This window comes from Methyloversatilis discipulorum (assembly GCF_000527135.1).
Lineage (GTDB): Bacteria > Pseudomonadota > Gammaproteobacteria > Burkholderiales > Rhodocyclaceae > Methyloversatilis > Methyloversatilis discipulorum.
The window spans coordinates 3,898,146-3,912,468 of sequence record NZ_AZUP01000001.1 but is presented as its reverse complement, the minus strand read 5'-3'; the positions used below and the strand labels follow the sequence as shown (position 1 = coordinate 3,912,468).

14 protein-coding genes are annotated in these 14,323 nt (G+C 67.1%); 4 read left to right on the top strand and 10 right to left on the bottom strand.

Features of this window, described 5'->3' with window-relative positions; translation table 11 throughout:
- The first annotated feature begins 2 nt into the window (after window positions 1-2).
- On the top strand, window positions 3-923 hold the full coding sequence (locus METFAM1_RS0118245; RefSeq protein WP_019916937.1) for a vWA domain-containing protein: 921 nt from the start codon (window positions 3-5) through the stop codon (window positions 921-923).
- A gap of 229 nt (window positions 924-1,152) precedes the next feature.
- Complete coding sequence (locus METFAM1_RS0118240; RefSeq protein ID WP_019916936.1) at window positions 1,153-2,346, top strand: OpgC family protein; 1,194 nt, start codon at window positions 1,153-1,155, stop codon at window positions 2,344-2,346.
- Window positions 2,347-2,864: 518 nt separating this feature from the next.
- On the opposite strand, the gene METFAM1_RS0118235 is transcribed toward METFAM1_RS0118240, so the two are convergent.
- A complete protein-coding gene (locus tag METFAM1_RS0118235; protein WP_019916934.1) occupies window positions 2,865-3,644 on the bottom strand; it encodes an SDR family NAD(P)-dependent oxidoreductase in 780 nt (259 codons plus the stop codon).
- 33 nt (window positions 3,645-3,677) lie between these two features.
- Window positions 3,678-4,010: a YnfA family protein gene (locus tag METFAM1_RS0118230; protein WP_019916933.1), complete on the bottom strand. Its 333-nt coding sequence runs from the start codon at window positions 4,008-4,010 to the stop codon at window positions 3,678-3,680.
- A 134-nt stretch (window positions 4,011-4,144) separates the two neighbouring features.
- Between METFAM1_RS0118230 and METFAM1_RS0118225 the strand changes: the two genes are divergently transcribed.
- Together METFAM1_RS0118225 and METFAM1_RS0118220 are read left to right on the top strand one after the other, a co-directional pair.
- On the top strand, window positions 4,145-5,344 hold the full coding sequence (locus tag METFAM1_RS0118225) for an MFS transporter (protein ID WP_019916931.1): 1,200 nt from the start codon (window positions 4,145-4,147) through the stop codon (window positions 5,342-5,344).
- Between the two features lie 69 nt (window positions 5,345-5,413).
- Complete coding sequence (locus METFAM1_RS0118220) at window positions 5,414-5,869, top strand: hypothetical protein (protein WP_019916929.1); 456 nt, start codon at window positions 5,414-5,416, stop codon at window positions 5,867-5,869.
- Window positions 5,870-5,889: 20 nt separating this feature from the next.
- Here METFAM1_RS0118220 and METFAM1_RS0118215 read toward each other — a convergent pair whose 3' ends face one another.
- From METFAM1_RS0118215 to METFAM1_RS0118190, 8 genes are all read right to left on the bottom strand, one after another.
- Entirely contained in the window at window positions 5,890-6,336 is a 447-nt protein-coding gene (locus METFAM1_RS0118215) for an SRPBCC family protein (RefSeq protein WP_019916927.1), read from the bottom strand.
- 80 nt (window positions 6,337-6,416) lie between these two features.
- Window positions 6,417-6,989, bottom strand: a complete 573-nt coding sequence (locus METFAM1_RS0118210) for a dihydrofolate reductase family protein (protein WP_019916925.1) — start codon at window positions 6,987-6,989, stop codon at window positions 6,417-6,419.
- Between the two features lie 157 nt (window positions 6,990-7,146).
- Window positions 7,147-7,533 carry a VOC family protein gene (locus METFAM1_RS0118205; RefSeq protein WP_019916924.1) on the bottom strand — a complete coding sequence of 129 codons (387 nt, stop codon included), beginning with the start codon at window positions 7,531-7,533 and terminating at the stop codon, window positions 7,147-7,149.
- Window positions 7,534-7,667: 134 nt separating this feature from the next.
- Window positions 7,668-8,495, bottom strand: a complete 828-nt coding sequence (locus METFAM1_RS0118200; protein ID WP_024300830.1) for a DUF817 domain-containing protein — start codon at window positions 8,493-8,495, stop codon at window positions 7,668-7,670.
- Between the two features lie 110 nt (window positions 8,496-8,605).
- Window positions 8,606-8,974 carry a hypothetical protein gene (locus METFAM1_RS20975; RefSeq protein ID WP_019916922.1) on the bottom strand — a complete coding sequence of 123 codons (369 nt, stop codon included), beginning with the start codon at window positions 8,972-8,974 and terminating at the stop codon, window positions 8,606-8,608.
- Window positions 8,975-9,088: 114 nt separating this feature from the next.
- Complete coding sequence (locus METFAM1_RS21435) at window positions 9,089-9,427, bottom strand: zinc-ribbon domain-containing protein (protein ID WP_368492602.1); 339 nt, start codon at window positions 9,425-9,427, stop codon at window positions 9,089-9,091.
- A 205-nt stretch (window positions 9,428-9,632) separates the two neighbouring features.
- A complete protein-coding gene (locus METFAM1_RS20970; RefSeq protein ID WP_157256644.1) occupies window positions 9,633-10,028 on the bottom strand; it encodes a hypothetical protein in 396 nt (131 codons plus the stop codon).
- A 277-nt stretch (window positions 10,029-10,305) separates the two neighbouring features.
- Window positions 10,306-14,265, bottom strand: a complete 3,960-nt coding sequence (locus METFAM1_RS0118190) for a translocation/assembly module TamB domain-containing protein (RefSeq protein ID WP_019916921.1) — start codon at window positions 14,263-14,265, stop codon at window positions 10,306-10,308.
- Between the last annotated feature and the right edge of the window lie 58 nt (window positions 14,266-14,323).

Genomic DNA, 14,323 nt, shown 5'->3' with positions numbered 1-14,323 from the left:
GCATGAGAACACGCGTCTTCCTGCGCAACCTGCTCGCCAGCCTGCGCGAACGCGACGCGCGCTCGCTGCTCGCCGCATTCGCGCTGCTGGTGATCGCCGCCGTGCTGCCGCCGGTAAACCTGCCGCGCGACAGCTGGGACACCATCGTCGTGTTCGACCTGACGCAGAGCATGAATGTCGAGGACTACGAGCTGGACGGCGCGCCGGTCAGTCGCTTGACCTACGCCCGCGAGTCGGCCAAGCGGGCGCTGCGCGAACTGCCCTGCGGCTCGCGCGTCGGCTGGGCCGGTTTCGCCGAGTACCGCACGTTGCTGCTGCTGGCGCCGATCGAGGTGTGTGCGCACTACAGTGACCTGATCGCCTCACTCGACCAGATCGATGGCCGCATGCGCTGGGGTAATTCGAGCGAGGTGGCGAAGGGCGTGTTCTGGTCGGTGCGCACCGCCAAGACGCTGGAGGAGGCCCCAGCCGTCGTCTTCGTCAGCGACGGCCAGGAGGCGCCGCCGCTGCGCGATGGCGACAAGCCGGGCTTCGACGACATCAAGCCGGGCGAGGTACGCGGCTGGATCGTCGGCGCCGGCGGCGAGGCGGCGCGACCGATACCGAAGAGCGACGACGACGGTCGCCCGGTCGGCTTCTGGAAGGCCGGCGAAGTGATACAGCGCGAATTGCGCACCGCCGACGGCCGCAAGGTACCCGGCACCGAACACCTGTCGGCTCTGCGCGAAACCCATTTGCGCGAGATCGCGCAGCAGGTCGGCTTCGACTATGCGACGCTGACCGACACCGGTACGCTGGTCCGCGCCATGAAACACGACGGCGCCGCAGTGTCGCGTCCGGTACCGACCGCACTGAACTGGTTGCCGGCGCTTCTTGCGCTGGTCGTGCTCGCGTTGCGCTTCCGCCCGGAGTCGCGCCGCTGAGAACCCGGCAGGCCGCCTGGCCGGCCGCGCAGCCTGTCAGCATCCGCTGACAGACGCCTACCTGCACGCCCATCTGGTCTACCCTTGCGCGGCGCTAGCATTCGCGGGCGCATCAAGGACACTTCATGGGCCACGCCGCCGTGGCTCCATGCCTCCCTAAAGCATCGGGTAACGGACACCGGCCGACGGCACGGCGCGTCCGCGACCCGCCCGCACGGAGCCGTTGACGATGAATTACGCACCTCCACCTGCGGCGCGCGACCTGCGCGTCGACCTCTTCCGCGGCGTCGCACTGATCTGCATGTTCTGGGACCACCTTCCCGGCAACCCACTGGGCTACGCCACGCTGCGCAACTTCGGTCTCAGCGATGCGGCCGAACTGTTCGTGTTCCTCGCCGGCTATGGCGCCATGCTGGCCTACGGCCGCCGCTACGAGCGCGAAGGATTTTTCCCGGCGGCAGTGCACGTGCTGCGCCGCGCCTGGATCCTGTACGTCGCCCACGTGTTCCTGCTGGCACAGTTGATGGTGGTCGTGTTCGTCGCCAACGACAATGTCGAGACGCGCGACTTCATCGCCGAGATGGGCCTGGGCTATTTCCTCGAACAGCCGCAGTCGGCGCTGCTGGCAGGCATCCTGATGCAGTTCAAGCCGGTGCTGATGGACCCGCTGCCGCTGTATGTCGTGCTGATGACGCTGATGGCCGGCCTGCTGCCGCTGCTGGTGCGCCGGCCGATGTGGGTGCTGCTGCCCTCCGGCCTGCTGTGGCTGCTGGAGAAGCAGACGGGGCTGAATCTGCCCGCAGCACCCGAGGGAGTGTGGTTCTTCAATCCGCTGGCCTGGCAGTTCCTGTTCTTCATCGGTGCCTGCTGCGCACGACCGCGATCCCTGCTGCGCATGCGTCCGCTGGAACGGCGCATCGGCCGCAACATCATGATGCCCGCGGCGCTGGCCTTCCTCGCGGCCTCGCTGCTGCTCAGCCTGTCCTGGCGCTGGCCGGAGGTTCATGACGCACTGATGCCGCAGTCCATCGCCACGCTGATCTACCCGATCAGCAAGACCGACCTCGACCTGCTGCGCGTTGCTCACTTCCTGGTATTGGCCTGGGTCGCCACCACGCTGCTGCGTCCGGGGGCATGGCTGCACAGCGCGCCTGCATCAGCGCTGCGCTGCATGGGTCGTCATTCACTGGAAGTGTTCTGCCTGAGCGTGCTGCTGGCCCCGCTGGCCGACGCGGTCGGTGCGCAGGCCGCGGACCATCCGGCGATACAGGTCGCCGCCGGCTTGCTCGGCGTGCTGCTGATGTGGGCGCTGGCCGCGTGGCTCGACGTCGTGCGCAGACCGCAACGCTCGCCCGCCCCGCACCCTCGTGCGGACGGCGAATACGTCGGTGCCGTGGCGGCACCTATCCGCAAGGGCGGCTGAAGCGACCCGCCTAGTCGCGGCCAAGGCCGCTCACAAGGATCGCGCCCTGTTCGCCGCCAGAGCCTGGTTTTGTGGGAGCGAGCTTGCTCGCGATAGCGACCTGAACCGAAGCCAGCGGCCCGCGAAGGCTGCATCGCGACCAGAGGTCGCTCCCACGAAAAGCACGCCCGCCCCATCGTCGGAGACTGGTTTCCTGTGGGAGCGGGCTTGCTCGCGATAGCAGCCTGAACCGAAGCCAGCGGCCCGCGAAGGCTGCATCGCGACCAGAGGTCGCTCCCACGAAAAGCACGCCCGCCCCATCGTCGGAGCCTGGTTTCCTGTGGGAGCGAGCTTGCTCGCGATAGCGACCTGAACCGAAGCCAGCGGCCCGCGAAGGCAGCATCGCGACCAGAGGTCGCTCCCACAAAAAGCACGCCCGCCCGGGGGCCGGGGTTCTGTGGTAGGGGTCTTCTGACCCCGACAAAGCTTCAGATCACCGCAGGCTGCAACCTGCCGCGCGCCCATCCATCCGGTCACCGTCAGAACGCGCTCTTCACCGTGCCGCCATCGACGCGCAGCGCCGCACCGGTGGTGGCGGAGGCGAGCGGGCTGCACAGATAGGTCACCATCGCCGCCACTTCCTCGGTCGTCGCGAAACGCTTGATCAGCGAGGTCGGGCGCACCTTCTCGAAGAATTCCTTCTCGAACTCGTCGAAGCTCTGGCCGCTGTCGCCGGCCAATGCCTGCACGAAGTCCTCGACGCCGCGCGAGCGGGTCGGGCCGGGCAGTACGCTGTTCACGGTGATGCCGCTGCCGGCCACCGATTCGGCGATGCCGCGCGCGATGGCGATCTGTGCCGACTTGGTCATGCCGTAATGCACCATCTCGGCCGGAATCTGTACGCCGCTCTCACTCGATATGAACAGGATGCGCCCCCAGTTGCGGCGCTTCATGCCGGGCAGCACCAGTCGCGCCAGACGCGCGCCACTCAGCACATTCACCTCGAAGAAACGCAGCCAGTCCTCGTCCGGAATGTCCTCGAAGGCCTTGGGCTCGAAAATGCCGAGGTTATTCACCAGGATGTCGATATCCGGGTGGGCATGTACGACGGCCTCGGCCGCCTGCGCCGTCGCCAGGTCACCGGCGAAGCCGATGGCGCCCGCGCCCAGTTTCGCGACCGCGGCATCGACCGCCGCCTGCGAACGACCATTGACGATGACGCGCGCGCCTTCGCGCAGCAGCGCCTCGGCGATCGAATAGCCGATGCCGGCGGTGCTGCCGGACACCAACGCGAGACGGTTGTTCAGTTGCAGATCCATGCGGGAACTCCTTTCAATGACAGCGCCGCGGCGTCAGCCACGCGGCGCGAACATGATGATGGCCATGCCGGCCAGCGCGACCCCCACACCGGTGACATCCCACAGATGCGGACGTTCGCCGTCGACCAGCCACAGCCACAGCACGGCGACGCAGACATAGACGCCGCCATAGGCTGCATAGACCCGCCCCGCCGCGGTCGGATGCAAGGTGAGCAGCCAGACGAAGGCGACCAGCGAGGCCGCGGCCGGCAGCAGCACCCAGGCGGGCGCGCGGTCCTTCATCCACAGCCAGGGCAGGTAGCAGCCGATGATTTCGGCGAGCGCGGTGGCGACGAACAGTGCAGTGGTCTGGAGCAGCGAAGACATGTGAGCGAAGCGGCAGGACGACAACGCGTCAGTGTGCCGCGATTCGCGCCCGGCGCGTAGCGTCGCTGTGCGGCACAGATCGCAGCGGGGCCTGTGCTAGCGTCGACGCCTCCAGATTCCGCGCCTCCGTCACCATGCCCACCGCCCTGTCGGCCGTGCTGTGCGCCGCCCTGCTGCTGATGGTGAGCATGGGCGTGCGGCAGTCCACCGGTCTGTTCATATCGCCGATCAATACCAGCACCGGTCTGGGCGTGGTCACGCTCAGCTTCGCGCTGGCGATCGGCCAGTTCATGTGGGGCGCGATCCAGCCGGTGGCCGGCGCAGTGGCCGACCGCTACGGTCCGGGCCGCGTGCTGGCCGCCGGGCTGATCGTGCTGGCACTCGGCTGCGTGCTCACCACCTTCGTGGACAGCGCCTTCGGCATGACGATGACGCTGGGCGTGCTGGCCGCCGCCGGCTCAGGCGCCGGCAGCTTTTCGGTGCTGATCGGCGCCGCTTCGCGCCGGCTCGATTCGGCGCAGCGCGGTCAGGCCGCAGGCATCATCAACGCCGGCGGCTCGCTCGGCCAGTTCGTGTTCGCGCCGCTGGCGCAGAAGCTCATCGCCACGGTCGGCTGGATGGGTGCGATGTACGCGATGGCCGCGGCGGCGCTGGCCGCGCTGCCGCTGGCGCGCGCGCTGCGCGCACGCGAGCCGCATCCGCAGCACGCCGCCGGCACCGACGGCGGGCTGCGCCGCGCGGTCGGCGACGCGATGCGCGACCGCAGCTATCTGCTGCTGCACGCAGGCTTCTTCACCTGCGGCTTCCACATTGCCTTCCTGATCACCCACCTGCCGGGCGAAGTCGGCCTGTGCGGCCTGCCGGCCGAAGTGGCGAGCGGCGCACTGGCGCTGATCGGGCTGGCCAACATCTTCGGCAGCCTGCTTGCCGGCTGGGCGGTCGGCCGCTGGCGCAGCAAGATGATCCTGTTCTGGATGTACGCCTCGCGCGCCGTGCTGGTGCTGATCTACCTCGCGTCGCCGCGCACCGAATGGACCTTCTACCTGTTCGCCATCGGACTCGGCGTGACCTGGCTGGCCACCGTGCCGCCGACCGCCGGAGTGGTCGGAAAGCTGTTCGGCACCCGTTATCTCGCCACACTGTTCGGTCTGACCTTGCTGTCGCACCAGACCGGCGGCTTCTTCGGCGCCTGGCTGGGCGGGCTGGCGCTGGAACACACGGGCGACTACCAGTGGATGTGGTACGCCGACGCCGCACTGGCCGCCGCCGCCGCGCTGGTGAACCTGCCGATCCGCGAGGCGCGGGTCGTGCGCGCCACCGCCGCAGCCACGTAGGCGCCCACCGATGGCGTTGCGCGCGCAGCGGCGCGACAATGCGGTGATCACAACAAGAGGAGACACCGCATGAGACTGCTCGGCGCACTTGGCATACTGGTACTCGGCCTGCTGGCCGCCTTCGTCATCGCCAACTGGCACGTGCTGGCCGCGCCAGTCGAAGTGTCGCTGCTGGTGGCAACGATCAACGCGCCCGCAGGCGTCATCCTGCTCGGCGGCACCGCGCTGCTGCTCGTACTGCTCGGCGCCTACACGCTGAGCCTGCACACCTCCACCCTGCTCGAAGCCCGCCGCCACGCGAAGGAACTGCGCGAACAGCGCCTGCTGGCCGACCAGGCCGAAGCCTCGCGCTTCACCGAACTGAACGCCGCCATGCAGAAGGAATTCGCTGACCTCCGGCTGGAACTGCAGAAGGTGTCGACCGAGTCATCGAACTCGCTGGCCGCCGCCATCGGCGAGGTGGAAGACAAGCTGGATCGGGTGATGGGGACGACGACGGGGGCCAGTTCCACCGCGCTGCGTTAGGACAGCCCGGCCCGAAGTCTTCATTCGCTGAGGTCCGGCTCCACCAGCAGGGTCAGCAACTGCAGCGACTGCTGCCAGCCCAGGTAGCAGCCTTCGGCCGGAATCACGTCGGGAATGCCCTCCTGCACGATGTTCATATCGACGCCGCAGGACACGGTTTTCAGCGTCACCGTCGTCTGCATGCTGCCCGGCAGGTTCGGATCGTCGAACACTGCGGTGTAGCGCAGCGTCTCGCCGGGTATCAGCTCCAGGTACTCGCCGCCGAAGGAGTGGCTGTGACCGGTCGTCAGGTTGGTGAAGGACATCCGATACCGGCCACCGACGCGCGGCTCCATCAGATGGACCTTGGCGGTATAGCCGTGCGGCGGCAGCCATTTGGCCCACGCGTCGGGATCGAGGAAGGCGCGATAGATGCGGTCGGCGGTGGCAGGGATGACGCGGTGAAGCCGGACAGTATTCGCAGGCATGGTTAACTCCGTTGCCGAGGACGACCCTCTGTTCGCACGACGGATGGAAGGCGCAGGTTTCGACAGGGCGCCATGCCCCGTCATGCCGCGGTGACGATTGCGCTTGAAGGCACCTGATAGCGCAGTTCGGCGAAGCCGGTGCCCACCTGCCGGACCGACACGAGCACCAGCGGCGGGCTGGTGAGCTGACGGGGAAACAGCGGCTTGCCCCGGCCCAGCGTGACCGACCCCACCTGCACGATGATCTCGTCCAGCAGCCCGGCGTCATGGAACTGCCCGGCCAGATCGCCTCCGCCGACGATCCAGATATTCCTGTCGCCCGCTGCCGCGCGCATGGCGCCATGCACGGGTCGCACATCGCCCCGGACGAAGCGGATGTCGGCGCCGGGAACGGTCGGCAAGGTCCTGTTCGAAAACACCCATGTCGGCTGGCTGTAGGGCCAGGCTGCGCCGGTCTCCGCGGCCACCGTGTCCGCGTGACGCAGCATCCATTCATAGGTGGACGACCCCATCGCCAGCGCACCGATCTCGGTAATGAAGGCCGGGTAGCTCGTGTCGCCGACGTCGCCCAGTGGAAACAGCCAGTCCAGCGAGTCGTCCTCGGTGGCGATGAAGCCGTCGAGGCTGGTGGCGGTGTAGTACTGGGTCTTCATGAGCGGTCCTCGGGGAAAGTGCGGATGAACGTTCCGGCGTGGGGTTGCCGTGCTGCGTCAGCCACGGACAGACCTGTTCCACGACCTCGTGTAGCGAAATGACCGGTGACCCGCGACGGGCAGAACGGCGAAGCCGCGGTACCGAGCCGGTTGTCCGCTAGGCTACGCTCTCACGCAGATGCACGATATTGCCCTCAGGGTCGCAGACATTGCGAACCTGCATGCCGGGGCCCGGCCACACCGGCCCCCAGACGCGACCGCCACGTTGCTCCGCAATGCGCTCCGCCGTCGCCAGGCTCGGAACGGTGAAGAAAGGCTTGATGGCCTGCTCCTCGCGCGCCACTGGCGGCACCTGAATGACGATGGAACGGCTGTACTGCTCGGGTATCGCGTGGATGATGAGCTGTGCGTCGGACGACTGCAGGACGCGGTGCTCGTCGTCCGCGTGCAGCACCCTGGCATCAAGGACCTGTTCGTAGAAGGTGGAAACCGACAGCAGGTTCTTCGAGTAAATGAGCACACCGGTTCGTGCGGGGGCGGACATTTGGAACTCCGTGTCAAAGACTATCGAAAGTGGTGATCACCGACGCGCGATGCAGCAGACCCATCCGCAATGGTCGGGGGTTCTGAGAACCACGACTCCCTTCGGTTGGTGAGTGCAGCGCCACACCAGCGCGGTCACGCCGGCACGTGCACGGTGGCCTTGATGTGCTTCAGGTTCGTCACGATGGTGAAGCTCATGAGCACCAGCAGTGACCAGGCACTCCACTTGGTCACATGAACGGCCGCCCACGCGCCGAGCTGATGCGGATATGCCCACAGGCCGAAGAAGGTGCCGATGTTCTCGGCGAGCCAGATGAAGAACCCGATCAGCACCAGCGCCAGTGACAGCGGCATGCGTCGATCGACGCGGTGCGGCCGGAAAACCACCTGCGCCCGTGCGTACAGTCCCAGCGCGGCAGCCGCCAGGTACCACCGGTAATCGCCGATGAAGTGGTGAGTGAAGAAGTTCAGGTACAGCGTCGTCGCCACCAGCCCGGCCATCCAGTATGGCGGGTGATGCTCGACCCGCAGCTGCAGCAGCCGCCACGCCTGGATGATGTAGCTGCCCACCGCCGCGTACATGAAGCCGGAAAACAGCGGAACGCCCAGAAACTTCGTGTACGCGAAGTCCGGGTAGGACCACGAACGGATGCCGCTGGATGTCTTGAACACCTCGAGTGCGAAGCCAAGCAGATGGAACAGACAGATGGCCTTCAGTTCATCGACCGTCTCGCGACCGCTCCACAGCATCCACCCCTGAATCACCAGCGCGATCAGCAGCAGCACGTCGTAACGCGGCAGCCCCAGCACGCCGGTCCGCGGAACGCAAAAAACCGTGACAAAGAACAGCCCGGCGAACAGGCATGCCTGCGCCTCTTTCCATGTGAACTGCAGGAACTCGACGGATATCCCGGTGATCCGCGCTCGCGCATCCGTTGGGGGTGAGAATGAGGCTTCAGGCATCAGTGCGTGTCGACTGAGAGGTTAAATGGCATTCAGTCTCCGCAAAATCCGGGGCGGTTCAGAGGGGACCTGCAAGCGCAGCTTGCAGGCGGTCCACGTTGACCAAGAGGTTAAGCATAATCGCTCCGTGCGTCTCGAATGCCTTCTTCGATGTCTTTAAAGAACGCCTCTTGATCTTCCTCGACGCCTTGGTTGGGACAAGCGAGCTCGATCAATACATCCAACATTGACTCAAAGGCTTCAACGTTGCCTTCCAAAGGCGGAATTGCATGCTTGTGCGCAATATATCGAACAGCACGAACAATGATGTTGGGATCGCGCCCCTGACCGACAAGAAAATCTTCATGTTGGATTGCAGCGTTGAAATAGATCTCCACCGCAGCTTTCGCGAGAACCTCATCAACCGGATTGTCCCGCCAGCGGATTAAGCGCGCTACTTCGAGGCAAGCGGCGAGAAGGGCGTCGTTGTCGAGTGGCATGAGATGCCTAACGTTTGAAATGAACGGCCGGAGAACGGCGGAGCCGTTCGGAGATCCGCTCGATTGAAGGGTTGGGCGTCGCCGGAATACGCGAGAAGGGGCTGGGCGGGCGCCTCACTTCGGACCTTTACCTTCAGAAGTGAGAGACGACCTGAGCTCCTTGCGGGCGATGAACCAACACAAAGGTACTAGGACCACAAAGAAGGGCCAATGCCAGGGCAGCCAGGGCAGCAAGCCAGCATAGAGAAATAAGCAAAGAGCTCCCATTAACCATGTAGATGCAAAGACGAGAACGAAGCCCAAGGTAAGGCGGTTCTGAGGGTCAGTGTCCTGCACTGAGACTAGCAGTGCGTCTTCGGTTGCTAAACGCTCCTTCTCAACAACGTCAGCACCGCAGCGAATACACCGCAGCGCTGACTCAAGATTCTCTACGCCGCAATGAGAGCAGATCATGTTTTGATGCCGAACGCCCAGGTTAACCGGCGCCGGAGCGCGAAGCGCGTAGGGCACCAACACTGGCCATCAAAATCGCGAAGCGATGGCCAGTGTTGGCGTCCGCGTTGAACCGACAGTTAGGCTGGGGCGCGTAGGCATCGTTTGGCAAGTTCACTCCGACTGTGTTCGGTTCGAGTGTCCACGAACGTTGAACAAGCGTTATTCATGGCTGAGTATGCAATAAAGGTGATTCAGGGCTCTTTGGCCCTGGCCCCATCGCGTTAAGCATTGATATGTACGCATGTGCTTTGGTGCGAGAGAGGGGCCCATCAGTGACCGGTGACGAAATGGCTTGAAGGATGTTCCACATTGGCTCGTAGTAATCAGCGAGATCGTCGTTTTGCCACCCAAGGATGCATAGCTCTTCTTGAAAAAGGATCCATGAAGCCCACTCCTGCATCTCCTGTGCAGTTTTCTCGCCATCGAAGTACCGTTTGAGCATTGGAATCAAGTCTGGTGGGGCAATGTGCACCTCCCTTGATTTCGGATTAGCTGGAGGTTCGCTTGGCGGTTGAGCCTCTCCCCGTACTGCGGCAAGCAATTGTGCTGATCTATCCATTTGGGCTCCTTACGTCTACGGCGCGACTTTATCGATGATGAGGCCTAACGTGAGGTGGACGACACTTTCGTCCGATAAGATGGACGCTGTCGGGATAAGCAAATAAACCGGACACCGGATTTTCTTTTCATTTCAAAACCCTCCGTCTGCCTCCCCGTTTACTCACGGTACGAAAAAACCCTGAAACCGGACTCGCCGCCAACCCGCGTCCGCGGCCTTCGGAATTCCATTCAATTATGCACGGAACAGACAGTCGCGCGGTCGTGGCGGATACGCCCTACTTGAACGAAAAAACGTACCTCACATCCACCGCCTGTTCCGTGCCCGTGCTGCCGATCAGCGCAAGGTGGCGGGTGAGGTTCCAGGTGAGCTTGACGACGCTGGTGGCGCCGGCCACACCTTGCTCGTAGGTGAGCAGCGCGTTCGATGACAAGCGCTTGCCGACGCTGACGACCTGGCCGCCGACGGTGGTCGTGTTGTTCGACGAGGTGACGACCTGGCTGCGCGGGCCGGTGGTCGTGCTGCTCTGGGTCAGCGCGATCTGGTCGAGGCCGAGGGCCTGCGCGAGCGAGCCGGTGATGCCTTCGCCTTCGCCGCCGAGCAGCGCGCTGGCGGCGGTGGCGAGCAGCGAGAGGTCGGAGCCGCCGGCGCGGTCCTGACCGCGGCCGAGCACGATCCATGACAGCTTTTCGCTGTCCGGCATGGCCGAGTCGGACACCAGCCGCACGCGCGGCTTCAGTACCGTGCCGCTGACTTCGACGCCGGCCTGCACCGGCAGGTTGGGCCGGATGGCGCGCACGTTGAGACCAGGGTTGGACACCGAACCCTGGAAGCTGATGACGCCGCGCTCGATCACCAGGTCCTGACCGTAGGCGCGGTAGCGGCCGTCGACGGTGCGGATGTTGCCGGTGGCGCGCAGGCCGCGCCCTTCGTCGCGCAGCGCGAGCTGGCCGGTAAGTCGCGTATCGAGCCCGCGACCCTTGAAATAGACGCGATCGCCGAGGTCAACGTCGATGGCCAGACCGAGCGGCGGGCCGGCGGCTTCTTCCGGCGTACGGCCCTTGATGACCACATCGTCGCCGAGCGCGGGCGCCGACTGCTCCGGCACGGTGAACAGGCCGGCGTCGGCTTTCAGCGCGAGCTGCAGCTTCATGCCCTCCTTCGCCGAGCCGCGCACCGTGCCGTCGCCCGACAGCATGAGCCACTGCTCGCCGCCCTGCAGCGGCACGAAGCGGCGGATGGCGACCTCGATGTCGGCGCGCGTGGTGGCGATGTCGACCGTGCCGCGCGCCGACAGCCGGCCCGGCTCGCGCGTCAGGCCGGCGGCGCCGAGCCGCGCGTCCGGCGGCGGGCGGCGGTTGTCGCTTTCGAAGCTGAGCGACTGCAGCGTCAGGTGATCGCCGTCGAACTGCGCGCGCAGTTCGCCGCGCTCGAGTTTCACGCCGGCATCGACCAGCGCGAAGGCCAGCGCGTCGCCGTCGATGCGGCCGGAAAGTTCCGGCGCGCGCAGCGTGCCCGCCAGCTTCACGTCGCCGCGCAATCGCCCGGCGGTGCTCATGTCGAGGCGCAACGTGCGGCCTATCCAGGCGAGCGAGGGCACGTCGAGCGTCGCGCTGCCGAGGGTCGGCGCGTCGAGGTCGGGCTGCCACAGGCCGCCGTCGCGGCGCAGCGGCAGCGCCACCTCGGCGCGCGCTTCGCCGATGTCCGGCCCGGCCAGCAACGCCTTCGCCAGTGCTTCGCGGCCAGCGAAGGTCACGTCGGCGCGCGCCGCCGACAACGCCAGTTCGTTGCGCGTTTCGCCCGACACCACGACATTGCCCGCCTCGCGGAACAGCGACAGCGTGCCGTCGACGCGTTCGTCGCCGGCCAGCAGCGCGGCGATCGACCAGTCGGCACCGAGCTTCAGCGGCGCGCGCACGGCAATGCCGGCCGCGCGGTCGCGCCACACCAGGCGCAGCGGCACGCCGCGGGCGCGGCCCCGCGCGTCGAGCCGTTCCGGGGTCCAGCCGGTGTGCGCCAGCACCAGTTCGCCACCGCCGGTCAGCGTGAAGCGCGCGTCGTCGAGCGTGGCCTGTTGCGGCGACGCGCTGAGCCGTGCCGGTGCGCTCAGCGTGGCACTCAGTTCGGACGAGATGACGAGCGCCAGCCGATCGATGCTGCCCGACCATGACGGACCATCGCCCAGCGCGCCGTGCGCGGCCAGCTTCAGCGACGGCTTGGCCGGCGCGTCACCCCGCTCGGCCGGCAGCGCGCCAGCGACGACATCGGCATCCAGCGTGTGTGCGCCGCGCGTGCCGGCGATGTCGACGCGCAACTGCTCGACCGGCACCGGTGCCTGCGGGCTGCGCAGGTCGGCGGCGTCGAGCGCGAGGCGCAGGCGGCCATCGGCGCCCGGTGCGAGTTCGGCGTCGATGTCGGCGCGCGCGACGCTGCCCAGTTCGCCCAGCGCCAGCGCGCGCGCCTGCAACTGCAGGCGACCGTGCGGCGCCGCCACGCTGCCGGCGAGACGCCCGCTGCCGGACACCCGACCGGCCAGCGTCTGCCCGGTCAGGGTGCGCAGGGCCGCCAGATTGCGTGCGTCGAGGGTCCAGTCCAGCGCGTCCTGCGCGCCGCCGAAGCCGCCCTGCGCGGCCAGGCTGTTGCCGGACCAGTCGAGCGCGACATCCACTTCAGACAGGCGCTGCCCCTGCAGGCGCAGCTTCGCACGGCCGGCCAGCGGCTCGCCGATCAGCGTGCTCGGCTCGATGTCCAGCGCGGCGCGCAGATCGGGCTGCGGGCCGAGGCGGCCGGCGGCGTCGAAGCGGGCCGACAGCGAAGCGGCCGGCGCCTTCACGAAAGCCGACGGGTCGAACTTCTGCAGTCGCCCGTCGACCGTGAAGGCCAGCGTGTCATCGAGCTTGAGCGTGCCGCGCACGCCGGCCTGTGCGCCGCGCGCAGACAGCTCGGCCTGCGCCAGCGTGAGCAGCGCGTCGGCGACATGGCCGTTCGCCTTCAGCGCGAGACGACTGGGGCCGCGGTCGTTCAGGTCGACGACAAACTGCTGGCGCGCGCCCGAGGCCTGGATGTCGATGCGCCCGCCGAGTTTCGTGCGCACGCCCTGGGCGTGCAGTTGCGCGCTGTCGATGTCGCGCAGCGTCAGTGCGGCGGTGATCGGCAGGTCGCCGCTGCTGCGCCAGCCGGCCTCGCCGCTGACCTCGCCGCCGCCGGCCAGCGCGATGCGCAGATCGCGCAGATCGACGGCGGCGACGTCCGCCTCGATGCGCGCCGTCAGCGCGGTAACCGGTGCTCGCCCCTGATCGATGCGGCCCGGTGCGGCGTTGGCCGCGCTGACGGTGCCAGTCAGCGCCAGCGCGTCGCCATCGCGCGGTGACAGGTCGGCGTGCAGCGTCCATCGGCCGGACGGCGCAGACGGGTGCAGGCTGTGCGGATCGAATTCGTCGAGCGCCAGTTTCAGCGTCGCCAGCGGCTGCACGGCGAACGGCCGCACGCCGGCGCGGGCGCTGCCCGACACGCCGTAACCACTGGCGCGCAGATCAATGTCGGCCGCCTCGGCCAGCGCACCGCCCAGCGTCGCCTGCGCCGCGTAGTCGGCCGCCTTGAAATTCAGCTCGCCATTCAGCGCGAAGGGCGCGGCGCCGTCGAGCTGCAACCGGCCGTCGAGCGCCCCCCAGGGCGTGCCCAGCGACAGTGCGTCGACAACGTGCGCGCGGCCGTCGGATTCGAGTTGCGCCTGCAGCGCTTCGAGCACCACCTTGTCGACCGCAGGCGTCGCGTAGTCGGCGAGCACCAGCCGCTTGATCTCGACCTGCGCGGCGAGCGACAGCGGCAGTTCGAGGCTGGCTGGCACCACTGGCGCCTCGTCGCTGGGCGAGGTGGCGATGCGCAATTCGTCGACCGACAGCCGGGCGATGTCGAGCCGGCCGCGCAGCAGGGCCGACGCGGTCCAGTCCAGCGCCACTGCGCGCGCGTCGATGCGCAAGCTGCCGTCGTCATGCACCAGCCGCGCCAGGCGCGGCGCGTCGACCAGGCTGCCGCCGGCGACTTCGATCTGCAGCGCCGGCAGCGCCCACTGCGCAGCCGCGGCCACTGAGCGCAAGCCGCTCTGCGTCGCCAGCGCCCAGTGCACAAGGAGCACGGGCAAGGCGAGCAGCGCGAGGTCGGTGAAGGCCAGTCCGAATCGCCGGCGCCGGCGGCGCGGCGGCGGCGCGGAATTGTCTGCAGGTTCGCTTTCTGTCATTGCTCAGTCAGGCATGCGTGTCCGGACCTGACAGCGTCCGGACACCGGCGTTCGCGGC

Excerpts from the sequence above, each read along its gene's own strand:
- METFAM1_RS0118230 (WP_019916933.1), bottom strand. The coding sequence starts at position 4,010 with ATGTCTTCGCTGCTCCAGACCACTGCACTGTTCGTCGCCACCGCGCTC.
- METFAM1_RS0118220 (WP_019916929.1), top strand. The coding sequence starts at position 5,414 with ATGAGACTGCTCGGCGCACTTGGCATACTGGTACTCGGCCTGCTGGCC.
- METFAM1_RS0118205 (WP_019916924.1), bottom strand. The coding sequence starts at position 7,533 with ATGTCCGCCCCCGCACGAACCGGTGTGCTCATTTACTCGAAGAACCTG.
- METFAM1_RS0118210 (WP_019916925.1), bottom strand. The coding sequence starts at position 6,989 with ATGAAGACCCAGTACTACACCGCCACCAGCCTCGACGGCTTCATCGCC.
- METFAM1_RS0118240 (WP_019916936.1), top strand. The coding sequence starts at position 1,153 with ATGAATTACGCACCTCCACCTGCGGCGCGCGACCTGCGCGTCGACCTC.
- METFAM1_RS20970 (WP_157256644.1), bottom strand. The coding sequence starts at position 10,028 with ATGGATAGATCAGCACAATTGCTTGCCGCAGTACGGGGAGAGGCTCAA.
- METFAM1_RS20975 (WP_019916922.1), bottom strand. The coding sequence starts at position 8,974 with ATGCCACTCGACAACGACGCCCTTCTCGCCGCTTGCCTCGAAGTAGCG.
- METFAM1_RS0118225 (WP_019916931.1), top strand. The coding sequence starts at position 4,145 with ATGCCCACCGCCCTGTCGGCCGTGCTGTGCGCCGCCCTGCTGCTGATG.
- METFAM1_RS0118200 (WP_024300830.1), bottom strand. The coding sequence starts at position 8,495 with ATGCCTGAAGCCTCATTCTCACCCCCAACGGATGCGCGAGCGCGGATC.
- METFAM1_RS21435 (WP_368492602.1), bottom strand. The coding sequence starts at position 9,427 with ATGATCTGCTCTCATTGCGGCGTAGAGAATCTTGAGTCAGCGCTGCGG.
- METFAM1_RS0118215 (WP_019916927.1), bottom strand. The coding sequence starts at position 6,336 with ATGCCTGCGAATACTGTCCGGCTTCACCGCGTCATCCCTGCCACCGCC.
- METFAM1_RS0118235 (WP_019916934.1), bottom strand. The coding sequence starts at position 3,644 with ATGGATCTGCAACTGAACAACCGTCTCGCGTTGGTGTCCGGCAGCACC.
- METFAM1_RS0118190 (WP_019916921.1), bottom strand. The coding sequence starts at position 14,265 with ATGACAGAAAGCGAACCTGCAGACAATTCCGCGCCGCCGCCGCGCCGC.
- METFAM1_RS0118245 (WP_019916937.1), top strand. The coding sequence starts at position 3 with ATGAGAACACGCGTCTTCCTGCGCAACCTGCTCGCCAGCCTGCGCGAA.